The 18,743-nt window shown below is 51.0% G+C and carries 18 protein-coding genes; 16 read left to right on the forward strand and 2 right to left on the reverse strand.

The window, feature by feature from the left end:
• Positions 1-233: 233 nt before the first annotated feature.
• Both OI69_RS00005 and OI69_RS00010 read left to right on the forward strand, forming a co-directional pair.
• The gene (locus OI69_RS00005) at positions 234-470 is read left to right on the forward strand and encodes an excisionase (protein ID WP_039344282.1); all 237 of its coding nucleotides are present in this window, start codon (positions 234-236) and stop codon (positions 468-470) included.
• Complete coding sequence (locus OI69_RS00010) at positions 460-1,596, forward strand: phage integrase Arm DNA-binding domain-containing protein (protein ID WP_039344287.1); 1,137 nt, start codon at positions 460-462, stop codon at positions 1,594-1,596. The genes OI69_RS00005 and OI69_RS00010 overlap by 11 nt, the downstream gene beginning before the upstream one ends.
• Positions 1,597-1,735: 139 nt before the next feature.
• Here the strand turns inward: OI69_RS00010 and icd are convergent, their stop codons facing one another.
• Positions 1,736-2,989, reverse strand: coding sequence for an NADP-dependent isocitrate dehydrogenase (gene icd / locus OI69_RS00015; protein ID WP_039344290.1), 1,254 nt, complete (start codon positions 2,987-2,989; stop codon positions 1,736-1,738).
• A gap of 131 nt (positions 2,990-3,120) precedes the next feature.
• On the opposite strand from icd, the gene rluE reads away from it, so the two are divergent.
• The 8 genes from rluE (at position 3,121) to OI69_RS00055 (ending at position 11,184) form a co-directional block, all read left to right on the forward strand.
• Positions 3,121-3,747 carry a 23S rRNA pseudouridine(2457) synthase RluE gene (rluE, locus tag OI69_RS00020; protein WP_039344622.1) on the forward strand — a complete coding sequence of 209 codons (627 nt, stop codon included), beginning with the start codon at positions 3,121-3,123 and terminating at the stop codon, positions 3,745-3,747.
• Positions 3,740-4,186 carry an NUDIX hydrolase gene (locus tag OI69_RS00025; RefSeq protein ID WP_039344292.1) on the forward strand — a complete coding sequence of 149 codons (447 nt, stop codon included), beginning with the start codon at positions 3,740-3,742 and terminating at the stop codon, positions 4,184-4,186. Before rluE ends, OI69_RS00025 begins: the two co-directional genes overlap by 8 nt.
• 136 nt (positions 4,187-4,322) lie before the next feature.
• Complete coding sequence (gene mnmA, locus OI69_RS00030; protein WP_039344298.1) at positions 4,323-5,429, forward strand: tRNA 2-thiouridine(34) synthase MnmA; 1,107 nt, start codon at positions 4,323-4,325, stop codon at positions 5,427-5,429.
• Positions 5,430-5,431: 2 nt separating this feature from the next.
• A complete protein-coding gene (gene hflD, locus OI69_RS00035; RefSeq protein ID WP_039344301.1) occupies positions 5,432-6,067 on the forward strand; it encodes a high frequency lysogenization protein HflD in 636 nt (211 codons plus the stop codon).
• Between the two features lie 125 nt (positions 6,068-6,192).
• The gene (gene purB, locus OI69_RS00040) at positions 6,193-7,563 is read left to right on the forward strand and encodes an adenylosuccinate lyase (RefSeq protein WP_039344305.1); all 1,371 of its coding nucleotides are present in this window, start codon (positions 6,193-6,195) and stop codon (positions 7,561-7,563) included.
• Between the two features lie 225 nt (positions 7,564-7,788).
• On the forward strand, positions 7,789-8,478 hold the full coding sequence (phoP, locus tag OI69_RS00045) for a two-component system response regulator PhoP (RefSeq protein ID WP_039344308.1): 690 nt from the start codon (positions 7,789-7,791) through the stop codon (positions 8,476-8,478).
• Positions 8,475-9,929 (forward strand): two-component system sensor histidine kinase PhoQ, encoded by a 1,455-nt coding sequence (gene phoQ, locus OI69_RS00050; RefSeq protein WP_039344311.1) that lies wholly within the window; start codon positions 8,475-8,477, stop codon positions 9,927-9,929. Before phoP ends, phoQ begins: the two co-directional genes overlap by 4 nt.
• A 133-nt stretch (positions 9,930-10,062) precedes the next feature.
• A complete protein-coding gene (locus tag OI69_RS00055; protein WP_039344315.1) occupies positions 10,063-11,184 on the forward strand; it encodes a ribosomal protein uL16 3-hydroxylase in 1,122 nt (373 codons plus the stop codon).
• A 78-nt stretch (positions 11,185-11,262) separates the two neighbouring features.
• On the opposite strand, the gene pepT is transcribed toward OI69_RS00055, so the two are convergent.
• Positions 11,263-12,495, reverse strand: a complete 1,233-nt coding sequence (pepT, locus tag OI69_RS00060) for a peptidase T (protein WP_039344319.1) — start codon at positions 12,493-12,495, stop codon at positions 11,263-11,265.
• Between the two features lie 369 nt (positions 12,496-12,864).
• Here pepT and potA point away from each other — a divergent pair, with 369 nt between their 5' ends.
• The 6 genes from potA to OI69_RS00090 all read left to right on the forward strand — a co-directional run bounded on the left by potA (position 12,865) and on the right by OI69_RS00090 (position 18,655).
• A complete protein-coding gene (gene potA / locus OI69_RS00065) occupies positions 12,865-13,980 on the forward strand; it encodes a spermidine/putrescine ABC transporter ATP-binding protein PotA (RefSeq protein ID WP_039344322.1) in 1,116 nt (371 codons plus the stop codon).
• Positions 13,964-14,824: a spermidine/putrescine ABC transporter permease PotB gene (gene potB, locus OI69_RS00070; RefSeq protein ID WP_039344325.1), complete on the forward strand. Its 861-nt coding sequence runs from the start codon at positions 13,964-13,966 to the stop codon at positions 14,822-14,824. Before potA ends, potB begins: the two co-directional genes overlap by 17 nt.
• The gene (gene potC, locus OI69_RS00075) at positions 14,821-15,597 is read left to right on the forward strand and encodes a spermidine/putrescine ABC transporter permease PotC (protein WP_039344329.1); all 777 of its coding nucleotides are present in this window, start codon (positions 14,821-14,823) and stop codon (positions 15,595-15,597) included. The genes potB and potC overlap by 4 nt, the downstream gene beginning before the upstream one ends.
• Before the next feature lie 89 nt (positions 15,598-15,686).
• Entirely contained in the window at positions 15,687-16,730 is a 1,044-nt protein-coding gene (gene potD, locus OI69_RS00080) for a spermidine/putrescine ABC transporter substrate-binding protein PotD (protein WP_039344332.1), read from the forward strand.
• Positions 16,731-17,127: 397 nt separating this feature from the next.
• Positions 17,128-17,760 (forward strand): YbhB/YbcL family Raf kinase inhibitor-like protein, encoded by a 633-nt coding sequence (locus OI69_RS00085; RefSeq protein WP_039344337.1) that lies wholly within the window; start codon positions 17,128-17,130, stop codon positions 17,758-17,760.
• A 34-nt stretch (positions 17,761-17,794) separates the two neighbouring features.
• Positions 17,795-18,655, forward strand: coding sequence for a helix-turn-helix transcriptional regulator (locus OI69_RS00090; RefSeq protein ID WP_235319641.1), 861 nt, complete (start codon positions 17,795-17,797; stop codon positions 18,653-18,655).
• The last annotated feature ends 88 nt before the right edge of the window (positions 18,656-18,743 follow it).

Here is an 18,743-nt window from a genome sequence, read left to right on the forward strand (position 1 = left end):
TCTGGTCGCGACTAATACATCTGAGACGGTTAAATCAGGATATCGCCATTATCACCACCGTTGTTGAAGAAATGAAAAAACTGGATTTGTCATCCCCTCAGATCGGATACAACTTCGGCCATAACGCCGAAACGGAAACCTGGACTTTCTTCTAACCTAAGCCCCTTCCTTCTACAGACAAAACGACCAAAACTAGGGCGTGTCTTTGGCATGCTCTTTACAAGGACTGACCAATGGCGCGAATGCTTTTACTCAAGGTGTGGGCAATAGATGAATTCGGTGATGAAAAACCATCGAATAACACACTATATCGCTATGCCAAGCACCACATGATTTCCCCACCACCGAAAAAAGTTGGACGTAAATGGATGGCGGAAGAAGATGCACGTTTTATCGGAATGATCTCCGAACCCACAATAAATAAATCAGATAACCCTCTGCTAAAAAGGATTCTTTCAGATGGCCGGTAGACCTCGGAAACATAACATCAAAGTACAAAATCTATTTTGTTTTACCGACCCGCGAACCAAGCGGGTTTATTGGCAATATAAACACCCTTTAACGGGTAAGAGACATGGACTTGGAACGAATGAGGCTGACGCTACCGCAATCGCAATAGAAGCCAACCTCCGAATTAGCGAACAGCAGGTGAAGCAGGCATTTGCTATCCGTGAACGCACTATGGCAATTTCAGGGAAAGGTATAACCGTAAGCGGCTGGCTGGAGAAATATAAAACGATTCAAGATGAGAGGCTGAAATCAGGCGATATCAAGTTCAATACTCACAAACAACGTAATAAACCCATATCTTTATTTAATCAGCACGCGGGAATGAAATTACTCACGGAGGTAGGGGCTAAAGATATTGCAGAAATTTTAGATGACTACAAAGCTAACGGACAATCACGCATGGCACAGGTAGTTCGCTCCGTCCTCATTGATGTTTTCAAAGAGGCGCAGCATGCTGGTGAAGTTCCTCCTGGTTATAACCCTGCACTTGCCACCAAGCAGCCACGTAAAAAAATTCAGCGCCAGCGTTTGGATTTGGATGAATGGCAGGCCATTTTTGATGTGGCCGATGCTCAGCATCAATACATGGGGAACGCCATGCTACTGGCTCTGGTGACGGCTCGACGCTTAGGGGATATTGCCAATATGAAATTTTCAGATATCTGGGATGACCACCTGCATGTTGTTCAAGAGAAAACAGGTGCCCGGGTTGCCATCCCACTATCACTGAAATCCAATGCCACAGGATGGACGCTGCGCGATGTCATTGCACGGTGCAGAGATTACGTTGTCAGTCCTCATCTGGTTCACTTCTTTCGCTCAACCTCACAAGCAGAGCGTGGCGCTGCCGTGGCATCCAGAACTATTACAATGCGATTCAGTGCTGCTAGGGATAAGACGGCGCTTGTGTGGGAAAACGGTACACCGCCGACATTTCACGAACAGCGGTCATTAGCAGAGCGGCTTTATAGGGAGCAAGGTGACGTTGATACTCGAATGCTTCTGGGACATAAATCACAGCAGCAGACAGATAGCTATAACGATGATCGCGGTAAAGATTGGGTAACAATTCAGATTAAAACATGATAGCCTCTCACCATGAATGTGGTGATTTTTCACTCTATTTTACTGAGGAATTTTACTGAGATTTTACTGAATGCTTTTTTTGATGTTAAAAATCAGCGAGAGCAAAGCGCCCCCGCCGATCAATGCGATAACAGAGAGATTACATATTATCGATAATATCCTGCGCAAACTCACTACATTTCCGTAGCTTAGCGCCTTCCATCAGACGTTCGAAATCGTAAGTCACGGTCTTATTCTTGATTGCGCCTTCCATTCCCTTAACAATCAGGTCAGCCGCTTCGAACCATTGCAGGTGACGCAGCATCATTTCAGCCGACAGAATAACGGAACCGGGGTTCACTTTATCCTGACCAGCGTATTTCGGTGCTGTACCGTGCGTGGCTTCAAACAGTGCGCATTCGTCACCGATATTCGCCCCCGGAGCAATACCGATACCACCAACCTGTGCCGCCAACGCATCGGAAATATAGTCACCGTTCAGGTTCATACAGGCGATGACGTCATATTCAGCAGGGCGCAGCAGGATTTGTTGCAGGAATGCATCGGCGATGACGTCTTTTACCACGATCTCTTTGCCCGTGTTCGGGTTCTTGATTTTCACCCACGGGCCGCCGTCGATCAGTTCACCGCCGAATTCTTCGCGCGCGAGCTGGTAGCCCCAGTCTTTAAACGCCCCTTCGGTGAATTTCATGATGTTGCCTTTGTGCACCAGCGTCACAGAATCACGGTCGTTGGTGATGGCGTATTCAATCGCGGCGCGAACCAGACGTTTGGTGCCTTCTTCAGAACACGGTTTAATGCCGATACCACACTGCTCGGGGAAACGGATTTTGTTAACGCCCATTTCTTCGCGCAGGAATTTGATCACTTTGTCTGCTTCAGCGGAACCCGCTTTCCACTCGATACCAGCATAAATGTCTTCGGCGTTTTCGCGGAAGATCACCATGTCGGTCAGTTCAGGCTGTTTAACCGGGCTAGGTGTACCTTCGTAGTAGCGTACCGGACGTAGGCAAACATACAGATCCAACTGCTGGCGCAGCGCGACGTTCAGAGAACGGATCCCACCACCAACTGGCGTTGTCAGCGGGCCTTTAATCGCTACACGGTATTCACGGATCAAATCCAGCGTCTCGTCTGGCAGCCAAACGTCTTTACCATAGATTTGCGTGGATTTTTCACCCGTATAGATTTCCATCCAGGAAATCGCGCGCTTGCCCTGATAGGCTTTCTTCACAGCGGCGTCCACGACGTTGATCATGGCTGGCGTGACATCAATACCAATGCCGTCACCTTCGATAAACGGAATGACCGGATTGTTAGGAACAACCAGTTTGCCCTGAGCATCAACCGTGATTTTCTGACCTTCTGTCGGTACAACTACTTTGCTTTCCATTAACCTCTCCTTCGAGCGCAATTTTGTTAATGACTTGTAAGATGCGTGTCAATACTACTTGAATATTTAGCCCGCGCCAATCGTAAACCATTTCGAGTATAATGCTTCTGTTTTCCGCAACTATAAAGATGATGAATAAATTCCCTGTTAAAAATCACAAAGTTAAACGATTCAGCTCACAGTCGGCAAGAAAAAGGCAGCCTGACGATGTGCCGCGCCGAATCGTTTTGTTCAATAAGCCCTTCGATGTCTTGCCGCAATTTACTGATGAAGCGGGACGCCGCACGCTGAAAGATTACATTCCGGTTAGCGATGTTTATGCCGCAGGTCGTCTGGATCGCGACAGCGAAGGTCTGATGATTCTCACTAATGACGGCAAACTTCAGGCGCGCCTGACCCAGCCAACGCAAAAAACGGCCAAAATTTACTATGTTCAAGTTGAAGGGATTCCTGACGACGCGGCTCTCACGCGCTTTCGTACCGGTCTCGAACTGAATGATGGCAAAACGCTGCCCGCAGGAGCGGAGATCGTACCGGAACCCGTCTGGCTGTGGCCACGTAACCCGCCCATACGTGAACGCAAAAGCATTCCTGATTGTTGGCTGAAAATCACGCTGTATGAAGGGCGTAACCGGCAAGTCCGTCGTATGACCGCGAATATCGGGTATCCTACCCTGCGCCTGATTCGATACGGCATGGCCAATCAAACCTTGGAAAACCTGTTACCGGGAGAATGGAAGGAGATAGCGGATGTTTAAGCCTCATGTGACAGTCGCCTGTGTGGTTCAGGCCGAAAACCATTTTCTGGTCGTCGAAGAACGGATTAATGACAAATTACTGTGGAACCAGCCCGCAGGCCATCTGGAAGCTGACGAAACGCTGATTCAGGCAGCGAGCCGTGAATTATGGGAAGAAACGGGCATTCAGGCCGCACCGCAAAGTTTCTTGCATCTGCACCAATGGATCGCGCCTGACAGTACACCGTTTCTACGCTTTTGTTTCGCACTCGACCTGCCTGCAAGGGTCGACACCCAGCCGCACGACAGCGACATCGAGTGCTGCCACTGGCTGAGCGCCGAGGAAATTCTACATTCTCATCAGCTCCGTTCGCCGCTGGTGGCCGAAAGTATTCGCTGCTACCAGCGGCCCGAGCGCTATCCGCTCACCATTCTGGGCGCGTTTAACTGGCCATTTTAGCTTCTTACTATCCCTGCCGTCAGCGAGCTACCCCCGCATGACAGGAATAGCGATGCAGCCCTTGGCTCAACATGCTAAAATACGCCGCTTGTTTTTCGCATCAATGCGTCAGTAAATTTCAGTTCGTGAGACTTTCATGTCAGATAACAGCCAGAAAAAAGTGATTGTCGGTATGTCCGGCGGTGTTGATTCCTCCGTTTCCGCTTACCTGTTACAGCAACAGGGCTATCATGTTGAAGGCCTGTTCATGAAGAATTGGGAAGAGGACGACGACACGGAATATTGCTCAGCGGCCACTGACCTTGCCGATGCGCAGGCGGTTTGCGACAAGCTGGGTATTGAATTACATACCGTTAACTTTGCCGCTGAATATTGGGACAACGTTTTTGAGCTCTTCCTTGAAGAATATAAAGCGGGCCGCACCCCCAATCCCGATATTCTGTGCAATAAAGAAATCAAATTCAAAGCCTTCCTGGAATTTGCTGCCGAAGATCTCGGGGCGGATTATATCGCGACCGGCCACTATGTCCGTCGTCACGATGTTGACGGTAAAAGCCGTTTATTGCGCGGCATGGACGGCAACAAAGACCAGAGCTATTTTCTTTATACGCTAAGCCATGAACAAATTGCCCAGAGTCTGTTCCCGGTCGGCGAGTTGGAAAAGCCGCAGGTGCGTAAAATTGCTGAAGAACTCGAACTGGCAACCGCCAAAAAGAAAGACTCTACGGGTATCTGCTTCATCGGCGAGCGCAAATTCACGGATTTCCTGGCACGCTACTTACCTGCACAGCCGGGGCCAATTTTGTCCGTCGATGATAACAAACCGATGGGACAGCATCAGGGTCTGATGTACCACACGCTGGGGCAACGCAAAGGGCTGGGCATTGGCGGTGTTAAAGACGGCGGCGACGATCCCTGGTACGTGGTGGATAAGGATGTCGCTAACAATATTTTGTATGTCGCGCAGGGCCATGAACACCCTCGTCTGATGTCATACGGTTTAATTGCACAACAGCTACACTGGGTTGATCGTCAGCCGTTAACCGCCGAATTACGTTGTACGGTAAAAACCCGCTACCGTCAGGCGGATATTCCCTGTACCGTCACTCCGCTTGACGACGATCGCATCACTGTGCGTTTTGATGAACCCGTCGCCGCGGTCACGCCAGGTCAATCCGCTGTTTTTTATTTGGACAACGTTTGCCTTGGTGGCGGCATCATTGAAGAACGCTTACAGGAGTAACCGTGGCTAAGAATTATTATGAAATCACGCTAGCACTAGCAGGCGTTTGTCAGTCAGCACACGTCGTCCAGCAGTTAGCCCATACGGGAAACTGCAATAACGCAGTGCTGCATACCTCGCTGAACAGCGTTTTAAACCTCAATCCGGTGTCCACTCTGTCCGTTTACGGCAATGACGAGCAAAACCTGAAAGTTGGGCTGGAAACGCTACTGGGTATTCTCAACACGAGTACGAAAGGCCCAGGGGCGGAACTCTCGCGTTATGCGTTCAGTCTGATTGCGTTAGAACGTAAGCTAAATACAAAGTCTGCCGCGCTTGACGAATTGGGCAAACGCATCGGGCAGTTGGAGCGCCAACTGGAGCATTTTGAACTGCTCTCCGACACGATTGTTAGCGCATTGGCCGCAATTTATGTGGATGTCATCAGTACGCTGGGGCCACGTATTCAGGTTACTGGGTCACCGGACGTGCTGAAAAACAGTCAGGTACAGGCTAAAGTGCGTGCCGTGCTGCTGGCTGGCATCCGCTCTGCGGTGCTCTGGCAACAAATTGGCGGGGGGCGCTTACAGCTCATGTTCTCACGCAGCAAGCTGGTCAAAGAAGCAAAACAGATATTGGCGCGTTGCCCATCCGTTTGATGGTATTCTTGCCATGATGGCTGACGCTGGCACGACTCAGGCCAGCGTCATAAAAGTCGAGTGTTATGAAACTAATTGTTGTTGAAACCAATTGTTATTGAAACCAATCTCAGGAGTTGCTTGCGATGGAATTATCCTCACTGACCGCCGTTTCCCCTATTGATGGACGCTACGGCGATAAAGTCAGCACGTTGCGCACCATTTTCAGCGAATTCGGTTTGCTGAAATTCCGTGTGCAGGTTGAAGTACGTTGGCTGCAAAAACTGGCAGCCTGTGCAGAGATCCAGGAAGTTCCTGCATTTAACGCTGACGCAAACGCTTTCCTTGATAAAATTGTCGCCGAATTCAGTGAAGAAGATGCGACGCGCATTAAAACGATCGAGCGTACCACCAACCACGACGTGAAAGCCGTTGAGTACTTCCTGAAAGAAAAAGTGGCCGCAATCCCTGCGCTGCACGCCGTCAACGAGTTCATTCACTTCGCCTGTACGTCAGAAGACATCAACAACCTGTCTCACGCGTTGATGCTGGATACGGCTCGTCGCGACGTCATCCTGCCGCACTGGCGTCAAATTATTGATGCACTGAAAACGCTGGCACAGGAATACCGTGATATCCCGCTGCTTTCTCGTACGCACGGTCAGCCCGCCACGCCATCGACCATCGGTAAAGAGTTCGCTAACGTAGCTTACCGTATGGAGCGCCAATATCACCAACTGCAACAGGTTGAGGTTCTAGGCAAAATTAATGGTGCCGTCGGTAACTATAACGCTCATCTGGCTGCCTATCCGGAAGTGGACTGGCATCAGTTCAGCGAAAGTTTTGTCACCTCGCTGGGCATTAACTGGAACCCGTACACCACACAGATCGAACCGCACGATTACATTGCTGAGCTATTCGACTGCATCGCGCGTTTCAACACCATTTTGATCGACTTTGATCGTGATATTTGGGGCTACATTGCGCTGAATCACTTCAAACAGAAAACCATTGCGGGTGAAATCGGCTCCTCCACCATGCCACATAAAGTTAACCCGATTGACTTCGAAAATTCAGAAGGAAATCTGGGGCTGGCGAACGCCGTACTGGCGCATTTGGCCAGCAAACTACCCGTGTCTCGCTGGCAGCGTGACCTCACCGACTCTACCGTGCTGCGTAATCTGGGCGTGGGCGTGGGCTATGCGCTGATTGCCTATCAGGCCACCATGAAAGGCATCAGCAAACTGGAAGTGAACCGCGATCGTCTGGCTGATGAACTGGATCACAACTGGGAAGTGTTGGCAGAACCGATCCAGACGGTCATGCGCCGTTACGGGATCGAAAAACCGTATGAGAAGCTGAAAGAACTGACGCGCGGCAAACGCGTTGATGCAGCGGGTATTCAGGCGTTTATTGATGGCCTAGCATTGCCAGAGGCAGAAAAAACGCGCCTGAAAGCGATGACGCCAGGCAACTATATTGGCCGTGCTATCGCGATGGTCGATGACCTGAAATAACGGTTCTCAAACGCGATAGTGTACTTTTTCTGGCGGGCGCCCTGCCCGCCATTTCTCTAATTCCCTGCGATTTCCAGACTGTTTATATCCGGTTTATCCTATCTGTGGATAATTTAGCACATAAAATAAAGGATTCTCTCTGCGTATAATGTAGATACGCGGGGCGAAAAATAGCGTGCATAAACATGTTTCGAATACTCTTTCTATTCGGCAGAGGATATAACGATGCGGATTCTGGTCGTTGAAGATAATGTATTACTGCGTCACCATTTAACCGTTCAGATGAACGAAATGGGTCATCAGGTTGACGCGGCGTCTGACGCCAAAGAAGCAGATTATTTTCTGCATGAAAATACCCCGGACATCGCGATTGTCGACCTCGGCTTGCCCGATGAAGACGGCATGAGCATGATTCGCCGCTGGCGCGCCCATCAGATTAAGCTCCCTATTCTGGTGTTAACCGCGCGTGAAAGCTGGCAGGACAAAGTGGCGGTGCTGGAAGCTGGTGCAGACGATTACGTCACCAAACCGTTTCATATGGAAGAAGTGGTGGCGCGGTTGCAGGCACTGATGCGACGCAACAGTGGTCTGGCATCGCAAATCATCAGCCTGCCGCCCTTTGAGATCGATTTATCACGCCGCGAGTTGGTGATCCACGATATGCCTATCAAGCTCACCGCATTTGAATACACGATTATCGAAACATTAATTCGTAATAAAAGTAAAGTCGTTAGCAAAGAGTCGCTGATGTTGCAGTTGTACCCGGATGCAGAGTTACGGGAAAGTCATACCATTGATGTGCTAATGGGCCGATTACGTAAAAAAATTCAGCAGGCGAATGCCTCCGATGTCATTACCACGGTACGCGGGCAAGGGTATCGTTTTGATATTGATACGCCTTCAGGTTCAGCATGAGTGATAAGAGGCTGCCTTTTTCACTTCGCATTCGTTTTTTATTAGCGACAGCGGCCATCGTACTGGCATTGTCGTTAGCCTATGGCATCGTCGCCATTATCGGCTACAGCGTCAACTTCGACAAAACTTCATTCCGCCTGCTACGCGGTGAAAGTAATCTCTATTACAGCCTCGCGCAGTGGCGAGACAGCCAGTTGACTATCGTTACGCCTCCCGATGTTGACATCAACTTTCCTACACTGGTGTTGATATACGATGAGCATGGCAACATGCTCTGGCGTGAAAAGCACGTTCCCGAGTTGGAAGCGCTCATCAAGCCGGAATGGCTGAATAAGACAGCCTACCACGAATTAGATACCGATGCCGATACCAGCAGCGCGGTACTCACAGGCAATACCTTACTGCTGGGCAGTCTGCGAACGCTAAATGGCGCACATAGCAATACGCTCACACACTCCATCGCCGTGAACGTTTACCCGAAAACCGATCGCCTCCCCTCCATCACCATTGTGGTGGTTGACCGTATTCCACAGGAACTGCAACAGGAAGACGTGGTGTGGGAGTGGTTCAGCTACGTGTTGATCGCCAACCTTCTGCTGGCGCTGCCTCTGCTTTGGTTAGGCGCTCACTGGAGTCTGCGCCCTATTCAGCATTTGGTAAAACAGATCGCGGAGCTGGAAAAAGGTACACGCGATCAACTGGATGAAAATCCGCCGCGCGAGTTGTTCAGTTTGGTGAAAAACCTGAATATCCTGCTGAACAATGAACGCCAGCGCTATCACAAGTACCGCACGACGCTCACTGACCTCACCCATAGCCTGAAAACGCCGCTGGCGGTTTTACAGACCACGTTACGTGCGCTGCGTACAGGCAAAGAAATCACCATCGATCAGGCGGAACCTATTATGTTGGCTCAGATCAGCCGCATCTCGCAGCAGATTGGTTATTATCTGCATCGCGCTAGCGTGCGTTCCGAACATAACTTACTGATACGCGAAGTCCACTCGGTTCCGGCGCTGCTGGATGGCTTGTGTTCTGCGTTAAACAAGGTGTACCAGCGCAAGGGCGTCGTGTTAACACTCGACATCCCCCCTGAGCTCACCTTCGTGGGTGAGAAGAATGATTTTATGGAAGTACTGGGCAATATTCTTGATAACGCCTGTAAATACTGTCTGGAGTTTGTCGAAATTAGCGTGCAATACTCCGATCACAAACTGCATCTGATTATCGATGATGATGGCCCCGGCATCCCCGAGAGTAAGCGTGAAATGATTTTCCTGCGTGGGCAACGCGCTGACCGTATGCGTCCCGGACAAGGTATCGGCCTGGCCGTCGCCGCCGAAATTATCGAGCAATATCAGGGCAAAATTCTGATCAGCGACAGCGCACTGGGTGGTGCGCGCGTCGAAGCCATCTTTCCCCGCCAAAACCTGAGCCAGAATGAGGGGTGAAAGGCGGTACAGCACGCAGTGCTTTCCGCTATACTTATCGCCACAATACGGATTGTTTTAAGATACTGATTATTTCAAAAAATCATATCTTAAAGAACAGTCATTTCCTCAAAAACGAGTTTCTGGAAACAGTATGGACTATCAGCTCAATCTCGACTGGCAGGATTTTTTAGCGAACTACTGGCAAAAACGTCCTCTCCTGATCAAAGGCGGTTTCACGAATTTTATTGACCCGATCTCCCCAGACGAACTTGCCGGTCTGGCTCTGGAAAATGAGATAGATAGCCGATTGGTCAGCCATCAAAATGGTCGCTGGCAGGTGAGCCACGGTCCTTTCGAGAGCTACGACCATCTGGGGGAAAGTAACTGGTCGCTGTTGGTACAAGCCGTTGATCACTGGCATGAACCTTCTTCCGCGTTGATGCAGCCATTTAGAAAACTGCCAGACTGGCGCACCGATGACTTGATGATTTCGTTTTCTGTTCCCGGTGGTGGCGTAGGGCCGCATCTGGATCAATACGATGTTTTCATCATTCAGGGAACAGGACGTCGCCGCTGGCGCATCGGTGAAAAAATACCGATGAAACAGCATTGCCCGCATCCCGACCTGCTTCAGGTCGATCCGTTTGATGCCATTATTGATGAAGAGCTGGAGCCGGGTGATATCATCTATATTCCACCGGGTTTCCCGCACGAAGGCTATTCTCTGGAAAACGCGCTGAACTACTCCGTCGGTTTCCGTGCGCCAAACACCCGCGAATTGGTCAGCGGCTTTGCGGATTATGTGCTTTCGCGTGAACTCGGTAGCCATCGTTATAGCGATCCCGATATCCCCCCCCGTGCGCATATCGCCAGTGTGCTGCCGCAGGAGTTGGATGCGCTGCAAAAAATGATGTTGGATCTGGTGCAGCAGCCGGAGCATTTCCAGAACTGGTTTGGTGAATTTATTTCTCAATCTCGTCATGAACTTGACCTCTCACCACCAGAACCGCCTTATCAGGCCGGTGAAGTGTATGAGTATTTGCAACAGGGTGAACCACTGCGTCGTTTAGGCGGCCTGCGGGTCATCTGCGTTGGGGATAGCTGCTTCGTTAACGGGGAGAAAGTGAACAGCACGCATAAGGCGGCGCTGTTTGCGTTGGCTGAGCACCCGACTATTGATGCGGAACGGCTGGGTGACGCATTGGAAGATCCCTCTTTCCTCGCGCAGCTTACCGTACTGATTAACAGCGGTTATTGGTACTTTGCGGATTAAGGCCAAACTTGAATCATTATTAGTACAAAGATAAGGCGGGAATGTCCCGCCTTATTCATCTCTGAAAAATGGAAACACTTACGGCTTCGCACGCAGCGCCGTCAGTTCTGCAATACGCATAATTACAGAAACCGCCTTTTCCATTCCTTCCAGCGTGACAAATTCATGTTTGCCGTGATAGTTGTAGCCACCGGTAAACAGATTTGGGCACGGTAGCCCCTGAAATGATAGATGTGCGCCATCAGTACCGCCGCGAATTGGCTTCATATTCGTTTCGATGTCGCAGTCCTGCATCGCCTGCTGTGCCAGCGCGATAATATGCGGATGCTGCTCAACCTGCTCACGCATGTTGTAATAGGTATCGGTGAGCGTGACTTCAATGTAGCAATCTGGATGCAGCCCCGCGCCGACCGTTTCCGCAATATCCAGCATCGTTTGTTTACGCTGTTCAAAGCCATTACGGTCGAAATCCCGTACGATATAGTGCAAATCGGCACGCTCCACAGAACCTTTCATAGTGTGAAGATGATAGAACCCCTGATAGCCGTCCGTCTGCTCCGGTGATTCACTCTCCGGCACATGCTGATGATAGCGCGAGGCCAGCGTCAGCGCGTTCACCATCACCCCTTTGGCACTACCGGGGTGAACATTGTTACCGACGATTTTCACCTGAACCGAGGCGGCATTAAAGTTCTCATACTCCAGTTCGCCAACACCGCCGCCGTCCACGGTATAGGCCCACTGCGCATTAAAAGCGTTGACATCAAAAAATTGCGCGCCCTTACCAATCTCTTCATCAGGCGTAAAGGCAATACGGATATCGCCATGCGGTAGCTGGTTTTTTTTCAGACGCACCATGGCGGTAATAATTTCCGCAATCCCCGCTTTATCATCCGCCCCCAGCAGCGTTTTGCCATCTGTCGTAATCAGCGTATTCCCCAAGAGCTGATGTAACACCGGGAACATGACGGGTGACAGCACTTCATCTCCCACGCCTAAAGCGATATCGCCGCCGCGATAGTTTTCCAGAATCTGCGGGTTAACGTTTTTGCCGCTAAAATCCGGCGACGTATCCATATGTGAAAGAAAGCCGATGGCAGGTACTGGCCAGGCAACGTTCGCCGGAAGCGTCGCCATCAGGCAGCCGTGTTTGCTCAGCACGATCTGTTCAAATCCCAGTTCGAGCAACTCCTGCTGCAACGCACGCGCCAGCTTCATCTGGCCATCGGTACTCGGCACCTGCCGGACACCGGATTTAGACTGTGTATCAAACGAAACATAGGTCAAAAATCTGTCGAGTAATTTATCCATCTTATTTATGCCCCCTGAACTCTGAAAAGCATTATGGATAGGGCTATCCCGGTAGATATTGCGTCAAGTCAGTTTTTTTCCGATTTAACAAACCTCAAGACCAGAATTCAGGCCAAAAAGCCGCAGACGTGTCACGAAGAGTGTACAAATCAGGTAACAATCAAGAAACATGCTTGTTAATTCACTGGCTGATCGCCACCATTCCCACCGCCATCGGCAGGATGTGAAGTCACACAAGTTGGCGTTAGGAAGTGTTTCCCGTAAAATGCCGCCCTTAACTGCGCACGCTGTCTAAAAGGTGATAACCCTTGGTCGATCGCAACAGAGATACCGTTGTTCGGCCAAATCAGGAAATAGATCTATACCGCAATGAAAGAAAACTCTCTGGCTGTGCCGGTCGTTGAATTGCTCAACGTCCATAAAGGCTTTGATGGCAAAGACATCATCTCGCATTTTAATCTCACCATTAATAACGGTGAGTTTCTGACCATTCTCGGGCCATCCGGCTGTGGCAAAACCACCGTATTGCGCCTGATTGCGGGTCTGGAAACGGTCGATAGCGGCAACATTATGCTGGAAAAGCAGGATATTACCCACCAGCCCGCCGAACAGCGACACGTTAATACCGTATTTCAAAGCTACGCCCTATTCCCCCATCTCAGCGTGTTTGAGAACGTGGCATTTGGTTTGCGCATGCAGAAAACACCCGCTGCGGATATTGCACCACGCGTGATGGAAGCACTGAAAATGGTGCAGTTGGAAGATTTGGCGCAGCGTCGCCCACACCAACTCTCCGGCGGTCAGCAACAGCGAGTGGCCATCGCCCGTGCCGTCGTCAATCAGCCGAAAGTACTGCTGCTGGATGAATCCCTGTCTGCGCTCGATTATAAACTGCGCAAACAAATGCAAAACGAGCTGAAGGCGCTGCAACGCAAACTGGGTATCACCTTTATTTTCGTCACCCACGATCAGGAAGAAGCGCTGACGATGTCCGATCGCATCGTGGTGATGCGCGATGGACGCATTGAGCAAGACGGCACGCCGCGTGAAATCTATGAAGAGCCGAAAAACCTGTTCGTCGCCAGCTTTATCGGTGAGATCAATATCTTTGATGCCATCGTGCTGGAACGGCTAGACAACCAGCGGGTGCGCGCTCAGGTGGAGGGCCATGAGTGTACGATCACCGTCAACTTTCCGGTCACCGTCGGCCAGCACCTCAACGTGCTCCTACGACCGGAAGATTTACGTGTCGAGGAGCTGGGCGACGGCATGCCAACGGAAGGGATGGTGGGTTACGTGCGTGAACGCAACTATAAAGGCATGACGCTGGAATCCAACATTGAGTTGGAAAACGGCAAGATGGTCATGGTCAGCGAGTTCTTTAACGAAGACGATCCTGACTTCGATCATTCACTCAACCAGAAAGTCGACGTCACTTGGGTGGAAAGTTGGGAGGTCGTCCTGCACGATGAAGAAGTCGCGTAAACGCTTTCAAAACACCATTATCACCCTCATCGTTGCCTGGCTGGTGCTGTTTGTTTTCCTGCCTAACCTGATGATCATCGCAACCAGTTTTCTGACGCGCGATGACACGCATTTCGTCAGCCTGATCTTCACGCTGGAAAATTATACGCGGCTGGCCGATCCGCTTTATGCTTCTGTCCTGCTGCATTCGCTGAATATGGCCGTTATCGCCACGCTCTGCTGCCTGCTGCTGGGCTATCCGTTTGCCTTTATTCTGGCACGCTTACCGAAAAAAATTCAGCCGCTGATGCTGTTTCTGCTGATTGTGCCGTTTTGGACCAACTCGCTGATCCGCATTTACGGGCTGAAAATCTTTCTTAGCACACGCGGTCATCTGAATGAGTTTCTGCTCTGGACTGGCCTTATCGATACACCGCTGCGGATGATGTACACCTCGGAAGCCGTGATTCTTGGCCTGATTTATATCCTGCTGCCTTTCATGGTGCTACCGCTCTACTCCAGCATTGAAAAGCTGGATAAAGCCTACCTTGAAGCCGCCCGCGATCTCGGCGCCACTAAATGGCAAGCCTTTATTCGCGTGGTGATCCCGCTCACCATGCCGGGGATTATCGCGGGGTGCCTGCTGGTGCTGCTGCCAGCCATGGGGCTATTTTTCGTCGCCGACCTGATGGGCGGTGCCAAGAATTTGCTGATCGGTAACGTCATTAAAAGCCAGTTCCTCAATATCCGCGATTGGCCGTTTGGTGCCGCCACCAGTATCTGTCTGACGCTGATCATGGGCGTGCTGCTGTTTATCTACTACCGCACTGCTCGCCTGCTGAACAAAAAAGGAGAGCTGGAATGATCGGACGTTTACTCCGCGGTGGATTGATGTCCATCATTTATGCTTACCTCTACATCCCGATCGTCATTTTGATCGTGAATTCGTTTAATCAGGCGCGTTTTGGCATCAACTGGCAGGGATTTACGCTGGACTGGTATCGGCTGCTGATGAACAACGATAGCCTGCTTCAGGCTGCACAGCACTCGCTGACGATGGCCGTGTTTTCGGCGACCTTCGCCACGCTGATCGGTTCCCTGACGGCCGTTGCGTTGTACCGCTACCGCTTTCGCGGCAAGCCGTTCGTCGGCGGTATGCTATTCGTGGTGATGATGTCACCGGATATCGTGATGGCGATCTCGCTGCTGGTGCTGTTCATGCTGCTAGGCATCTCGCTGGGATTCTGGTCGCTGCTGTTTTCCCACATCACGTTCTGCCTGCCGTTCGTGGTCGTGACCGTCTATTCGCGTCTGAAAGGGTTTGACGTACGGATGCTGGAAGCCGCGCGTGATTTGGGCGCCAGCGAAGTGATTATCCTGCGTAAAATTATTCTCCCGCTGGCCATGCCAGCCGTGGCGGCCAGTTGGCTACTCAGCTTCACGCTGTCAATGGATGACGTGGTGGTGTCCTCGTTTGTCACCGGACCGGCGTATGAAATTCTGCCGTTGAAGATTTACTCGATGGTGAAGGTCGGCGTCTCCCCTGAAGTCAACGCGCTGGCGACGATTTTACTTATTCTGTCGCTCGTGCTGGTGCTCAGTAGCCAACTGATTTTACGCGACCGCACCGGAAAATAAGGCGGCCGCTTGCGCGATGAATACTGTTATTTTCATATCTGCTGATATCAGTGGGTATTTCCTTTGGGACCTGTAAGGAGGTAAACATAATGAAAACGTGGCCACACCTACTGGCAGCCTGCGCGCTGGCGTTTGGCATCAGCACCGCCAACGCTAACGATGGCAAAACGCTCTATTTCTATAACTGGACCGAATACGTACCGCCGGGCCTGTTGGAGCAGTTCACCAAAGAAACGGGTATCAAGGTGATTTACTCCACCTATGAATCCAACGAGAGTATGTATGCCAAGCTAAAAACCTATAAGGATGGCGCTTACGATCTGGTCGTACCGTCAACCTATTTTATTTCCAAAATGAGCAAAGAAGGTATGCTGCAAAAGATTGATACCCGCAAGCTCAGCAATTTCCATAACCTCGATCCGAACCTGCTGCACAAATCCTTCGATCCGAACAACGACTACTCGGTTCCCTATATCTGGGGGGCGACGGCAATTGGCATCAATCATGACGTTATCGACCCCGCCAGCGTCACTGGCTGGGCCGATTTGTGGGATGTGAAGTACAAAAACAGCCTGCTGTTGACGGACGACGCGCGTGAGGTGTTCCAAATTGCCCTGCGTAAGCTGGGTTACTCCGCCAACACCACCGACCCCAAAGAGATCGAAGCAGCCTATAAAGAACTGCAAGCCCTGATGCCGAACGTGCTGACCTTCAACTCGGACAACCCCGGTAACCCGTTCATCGAGGGTGAAGTGAATCTGGGTATGGTATGGAACGGCTCGGCTTACGTCGCGCGTCAGGCGGGCACACCGCTGGAGGTTATCTGGCCAAAAGAAGGCGGCATCTTCTGGATGGACAGTCTGGCGATTCCGGCCAACGCCAAAAACGTTGACGGCGCGATGAAGCTCATCGACTTCCTGCTACGCCCGGAAGTCGCCGCACAGGTGGCGGAAACCATCGGTTATCCAACGCCAAATCTGGCAGCGAAAAAATTACTGCCGCCGGAGGTTTCAGGAGACAAAACGCTGTATCCGGATGACGACACTATCGCCAAAGGCGAGTGGCAGAACGACGTTGGCAGCGCCAGCACGCTGTACGAAACCTATTTCCAGCAGCTCAAAGCGGGTCGTTAATCGCGATTAATCACAACAGCGTCCATTATCACCTGGCGAGCGGTGGTAATGGATAGATCGTAAAGACGCTGTGAAAACGTCCTTGTACGCTCGGTTTGCGCAGGTATGAATCTCATCCCTGAGATTCACCCTTTCAGGGCCGCCGCTCGCGACGTTCAAAAACGTTCCTGACGTTTTTGTCCCTGGCGCAAACGCTTTACTCTTCTATTCCATTACCACCGTTTTAATTTCACAGATAATTTTATCGACAGCTTTAGAAACCTTATTGCTTCACAGCATCACAAGCCATCAAATTGACAGCCAAAAGCATTATTCTGACGGGATTAGGAAAATAATGGCGTGTTGCTTATTCTATAATGATTCCACACTCATCAGAATCACCATAAGGAGCACCACCATGTTACAACTCTTTAGCCACAGTTTTCAGGACGGTGACGCTATCCCCGGCCAGTTCGCCTTTGCCGTACCGGATGAACAGGCGCATCTTGCACTGTCTTCTAACCACAACCCTCACCTTGGCTGGCGTGGCGCACCGCAAGGAACACAGTCTTTTGTGTTGATCTGTCACGATCCTGATGTACCCAGCCGGGGGGATGATGTGAATCAGGAAGGTCGCGAGGTGAGCGCCTCTTTGCCACGCGTTGATTTCCATCATTGGCTATTATTGGATATTCCGGCCAGCGTCAGTGAAATTCCCGCCGCTTCACATTCTGAAGGCATTACCCCACGAGGGAAATCCGGTCCGACTGCACCTGACGGACTCCGTCATGGTATTAACGATTACACCGCCTGGTTTGCCAGCGACGAGCAGATGAAAGGCACCTATTTTGGCTATGATGGCCCCTGCCCACCGTGGAACGATACTCTCACCCATCATTACATCTTCACCCTTTATGCCCTCGCAACGCCTGCTTTGGCGATAGAAGGCGAACTTAACGGGGCAAATGTCCGTGCTGCGCTGGCTAACGTGCCAGTATTGGCGGAAGCCAAACTCACCGGACTGTATACGCTCAATCCCACACTGTTATGAGAATAACAAGTTCTGGGAATGATGGGCTATACGTGTGACCGCCTTATGCCCCAGTTATCAGCCTCTCAGTACAGAGGCTGACTGGATATTGCCATCAGGCCAGCCGATCCAGCGTTATGGCCTGTGCGCACTAGCGCAACCTTACTTGCGTACCGCGCAGCAGACCCCACGCTTCCCTTTCTATGAAGCTACGCTTCTGCTGGTTCTCTCTGGTCAACTGACTATCCGCGAGCAAAGCGAAACAACGGTTATTGACACACCGTCGCAGCTTTGTCTGATTACGCCGGATGCCAATGCCGATCTGACAAAAACCCCCGGCGGTCATAATGCCGTCTTTCGGTCACTCTTTCTGACGTTTTCATCCACGCTTTTAGCACGTTTTCATCGTCATTATCCTGATGAAATAGCTCCCGTGCTGCGCCCGTCCCCCTTCACGCCTCTCGCACTGGATGATGACCTCATCAGGACATTGCAGCATCTGGTTGGAGGGATTACAGATAACACGCTCACGGCATCACGCCTCGAACTTCGGTTAATGGATATGCTGCTGGCGCTGTCAGAGCGGGGATACCATTTTGGTACGCCGCCGCTGCCCGGCATTTCCACCCAACTGCGCATGCTTATCAGCGAGGAGCCGGATCGCCACTGGACAGCGCAGTATGCTGGCCGCCTGCTGGCAATGAGTGAGGCCACGCTGCGCCGCAGATTATCTGCCGAGCAAACTCGTTTTGACGTGCTGTTGCTGGAAACGCGCTTGCAACATGCGATGATGCTGGTACAGACGACGTCATGGAGTATTCAGCGTCTGGCAGAGGCCTGTGGGTATCAATCTTCGGCACGTTTTTCCGAGCGGTTTAAAGCCCGTTTTGGCTGTTCGCCAACCAAAATTCGTTAATGTGCGATTTACGGTACAGCGCGGCTATTCTGTCTCACGCAAAGCCAGCACATAAAAAATAAAGCGCCCTGTCGGATAACCCACAGGG

This window comes from Pectobacterium fontis (assembly GCF_000803215.1).
Taxonomy (GTDB): domain Bacteria; phylum Pseudomonadota; class Gammaproteobacteria; order Enterobacterales; family Enterobacteriaceae; genus Pectobacterium; species Pectobacterium fontis.

Coding starts and splice junctions, on each gene's coding strand:
- phoP (WP_039344308.1), top strand. CDS start 7,789: ATGCGGATTCTGGTCGTTGAAGATAATGTATTACTGCGTCACCATTTA.
- OI69_RS00010 (WP_039344287.1), top strand. CDS start 460: ATGGCCGGTAGACCTCGGAAACATAACATCAAAGTACAAAATCTATTT.
- potA (WP_039344322.1), top strand. CDS start 12,865: ATGAAAGAAAACTCTCTGGCTGTGCCGGTCGTTGAATTGCTCAACGTC.
- potC (WP_039344329.1), top strand. CDS start 14,821: ATGATCGGACGTTTACTCCGCGGTGGATTGATGTCCATCATTTATGCT.
- pepT (WP_039344319.1), bottom strand. CDS start 12,495: ATGGATAAATTACTCGACAGATTTTTGACCTATGTTTCGTTTGATACA.
- mnmA (WP_039344298.1), top strand. CDS start 4,323: ATGTCAGATAACAGCCAGAAAAAAGTGATTGTCGGTATGTCCGGCGGT.
- potB (WP_039344325.1), top strand. CDS start 13,964: ATGAAGAAGTCGCGTAAACGCTTTCAAAACACCATTATCACCCTCATC.
- OI69_RS00025 (WP_039344292.1), top strand. CDS start 3,740: ATGTTTAAGCCTCATGTGACAGTCGCCTGTGTGGTTCAGGCCGAAAAC.
- purB (WP_039344305.1), top strand. CDS start 6,193: ATGGAATTATCCTCACTGACCGCCGTTTCCCCTATTGATGGACGCTAC.
- OI69_RS00005 (WP_039344282.1), top strand. CDS start 234: ATGGCGCGAATGCTTTTACTCAAGGTGTGGGCAATAGATGAATTCGGT.
- potD (WP_039344332.1), top strand. CDS start 15,687: ATGAAAACGTGGCCACACCTACTGGCAGCCTGCGCGCTGGCGTTTGGC.
- OI69_RS00055 (WP_039344315.1), top strand. CDS start 10,063: ATGGACTATCAGCTCAATCTCGACTGGCAGGATTTTTTAGCGAACTAC.
- rluE (WP_039344622.1), top strand. CDS start 3,121: ATGAATAAATTCCCTGTTAAAAATCACAAAGTTAAACGATTCAGCTCA.
- OI69_RS00085 (WP_039344337.1), top strand. CDS start 17,128: ATGTTACAACTCTTTAGCCACAGTTTTCAGGACGGTGACGCTATCCCC.
- icd (WP_039344290.1), bottom strand. CDS start 2,989: ATGGAAAGCAAAGTAGTTGTACCGACAGAAGGTCAGAAAATCACGGTT.
- phoQ (WP_039344311.1), top strand. CDS start 8,475: ATGAGTGATAAGAGGCTGCCTTTTTCACTTCGCATTCGTTTTTTATTA.